The organism is Streptomyces sp. CNT360, from assembly GCF_000424785.1.
Genome location: NZ_AUKO01000047.1, coordinates 1 through 2,768 on the forward strand (window position 1 = coordinate 1; position 2,768 = coordinate 2,768).

A 2,768-nucleotide genomic window follows, 5' to 3' on the forward strand; every position below is an offset into this window, starting at 1 on the left:
CCACCTGCCGCACGAACAGACCGTGCAACGTCTCCGCCTGCACCTCACCAGCCGTATCGTTGTACACCGCACGCGCCGCACGCTGCTCAGCCGGCAACGGCGGCACGCACGGGCGCTGCCAGGCCCCGGGATCGCACAGCTCCTCCAGCAGCGTGACGTAGGCCTGGAACATGTGCCGGGGCATCCCGTCGGGGAACAGGGCCTCGACCACGTCCCAGTTGGCGACGAGGGTGCCCTCGTCCTCGAAGACCTGGTGGTCGATCCACACCTGCGGAGTCTGCATCCGGCTCGTGACGATCTGCCGCTGCCAGGTCGTCGTGGGCCGCTCCTCCTGCTCGGAGACGTACAGCGCACTGGCGAACGTGACGGGCATGGTGGCGCGGGTGCGGCTGCCCCGCTCGGCGTTCAGCGCGGCGAGGACCTCGACGCCCGAGCAGACGCTGTGCTCCATGGCGCTCCACAGCCGCCCCTGGACGACGCCCGCGAAGGCGAGGAAATCCGGCTCACCCGGCGGCTGGATGTCCACCAGCATGGTGGAACTGTGGTTGCCCACCACCTCGTCGATGTGCGGGTGCACGGGGTGCCGCTGTGTCGAGAGCACGTTGACGGTGAAGTCGGGGGACTTGCTCCACCGCGCGAGAACCCGCGCGTAGCAGGAGAGCAGCACTCCGGACGGGGTGACACCGTGCTCGGCGGCGATCTCCTTCAGCCGCCTCCAGCGTGCGGCGTCCAGCCGGTACTGGCGGCGGGAGAAGCGCGGGGCTCCCACCTCCTCCGGGTCGCGCACCAGGGGCAGTTCGGGCGCCGGCGGGAGCGCGGTGGCGTGCTGGTCCCAGTACTCACGTGCGCGGGCGTACTCCTCGCCGTCACGCAGGGCCTCCAGAGCCGACCGGTAGTCGCGGAAGGTGATCTCCAGGGGCGCGAGCGTATGCTGCGGGTCGTCGTAGCAGCGCTCCAGGTCGGCGAGGATCAGCGCGGTGGACCGCGCGTCGCAGATGAGCAGGGAGACCGTGAGGAAGACGTGGTGCTGTTCCTCGGTGCGGTACACCTCCACGGAGAACAACGGCCACGACGCGGTGTCCGGCCCCTCGTGGGAGAGCTGCTCACGTCGGCCCTCCAGCACCTGAGCGGCGTCCGCCCTGCCCCGCAGATCGTGCCAGTGCGGCCGGAAGCCCGGCACGCTCTCCAGCACCTGCTGGGTGCCGTCCGGGAGGGCGACCGCCCGGAGCATGGGGTGACGGGCGATCACCTTGTCCCACGCGGCGGCGAACCGTTCCGGGTCGAGCGAGGGGCGGGCGAACTCCAGCAGGATGTGCGCCCGGATTCCGCCGAGCTCGAACAGGTCGGTCTCTCCGGCCCAGTACGCCTGCTGGATGTCCGTCAGCGGAAAGGGCTCGTACGCCTGGTCGGGCCGGGGCTGCCACGGCCGCTTCGGCTGCTGCCGTGCGGCCTCCCGGGCGTGCAGCACGGTGAGGACGTCCGCCTTGGCGGCGGCGAGTTGCTTTCTGAGCTCGTCGGTGAGGGCTCCCTTCGGGGCACGGAAGCGGAGCGTGCCGTCCTCGGCCCGGATCTGCACCCCGCGGCGCTCCAAGGTGTCGAGCAGTTCGGTGGCCCCCTGCTGCTCCATGCGCTCGGTTCCTTCCGCCCTCACAGGCTTCCCTCTTCCCAGGCGTCGTCCGGTTCGTCGTCGGGGCCCTCGTGCTGCTCGGCGCAGACGCCGCCCAGCAGCGTGTAGAGCACCCGGTGGGTGCTGCCCAGCCCGAGGAGCCGCCGCAGTGGTCCGGTGTCCAGTGCTCCGACGGGGCACAGCCCCACTCCCGCCTCGGCAGCGGCCATGGCGAGGAGCTGCCCCATGTGGCCGGCCTCCAGCGTGGCGAAGTGCCCGCCGTGCTCGCCGTACACCGGGTCGATCGCCGCCTGCTCGCTCACCAGGAACATCTGGAGGGCCGCGTCGTCGGCAGCCGCCCGGTTGGCGGGCCAGTGCGCCAGGACGGGCACGTCGGTGGCGCCGGGCCTGACGGTGCACAGCCGGTGGCCGTCGGGGTCGTAGTAGTAGGTACCGGGCGCGAGGCCGGCGACCCGCGCGGCATACACGTAGGTCTGCACGGGGAAGACGGCCCCGGCCGACGGGTACAGCGCCCGGACACCTGCCTCCTCCTGCCGCTGCCGCAGGGTGCCCAGCAGCTGCGCCAGCGCGCGGGAGGCCACGGGTTCACCGGAGAAGGAGCGCCGGGAGCGGCGCAGCGCGGGACGCAGCGCGGTGTCGGCAGCGTCCTCCAGCGCCACGGCGGCGGTCTTCAGGTCCCGCCGCAACCCGGGCCGGGTGCGTTTGAAGGCCGCGCGCTCCTCCTCGTCGGCGATCACCGGCACGGTCGTGGCCGGCTCGGTGCGGGTGCCGGTGCGGAAGTGGTCGGCGATGGCACGTGCGGTGGTCAGCCGGATGAAGGTCTGCAGTTCCGGCCGGGTACCGAACTCGGCCTCCAACTGGTTGGCGAGCCGTACCAGGTCGAGGGAGCTGGCACCCAGACGCAGCAGGTCCTCGTCCTGGCCGGCGTTCGGCCGGCGCAGCACCTTGCGTACGGCGGCCAGTACCCGCATCAGGGTCCCGTCGTCGCCGTCCGTCTCCGTGCGCGGCGCCGGCGCGGGGAGAGCCGGGCTGTTTGCCAGCGCGGCGCGGTCGACCTTGCCGTTGGGGGTGAGCGGCAAGGAGTCGAGCACGCTCACCCCGGCCGGGACCATGTAAGGGGGCAGTGCGGCGGAGAGGGTGG

Annotated in this window: 2 protein-coding genes; both read right to left on the bottom strand. The window is 72.3% G+C overall.

The genetic code is table 11. From position 1 onward, the window contains the following. On the bottom strand, positions 1-1,627 hold a 1,627-nt coding region (locus tag H297_RS0125775), incomplete at its 3' end, for a condensation domain-containing protein (protein ID WP_027739398.1). 20 nt (positions 1,628-1,647) lie between these two features. Further along, positions 1,648-2,768: SagB/ThcOx family dehydrogenase (locus H297_RS0125780; protein ID WP_486589669.1), on the bottom strand; the 1,121-nt coding region annotated here is incomplete at its 5' end.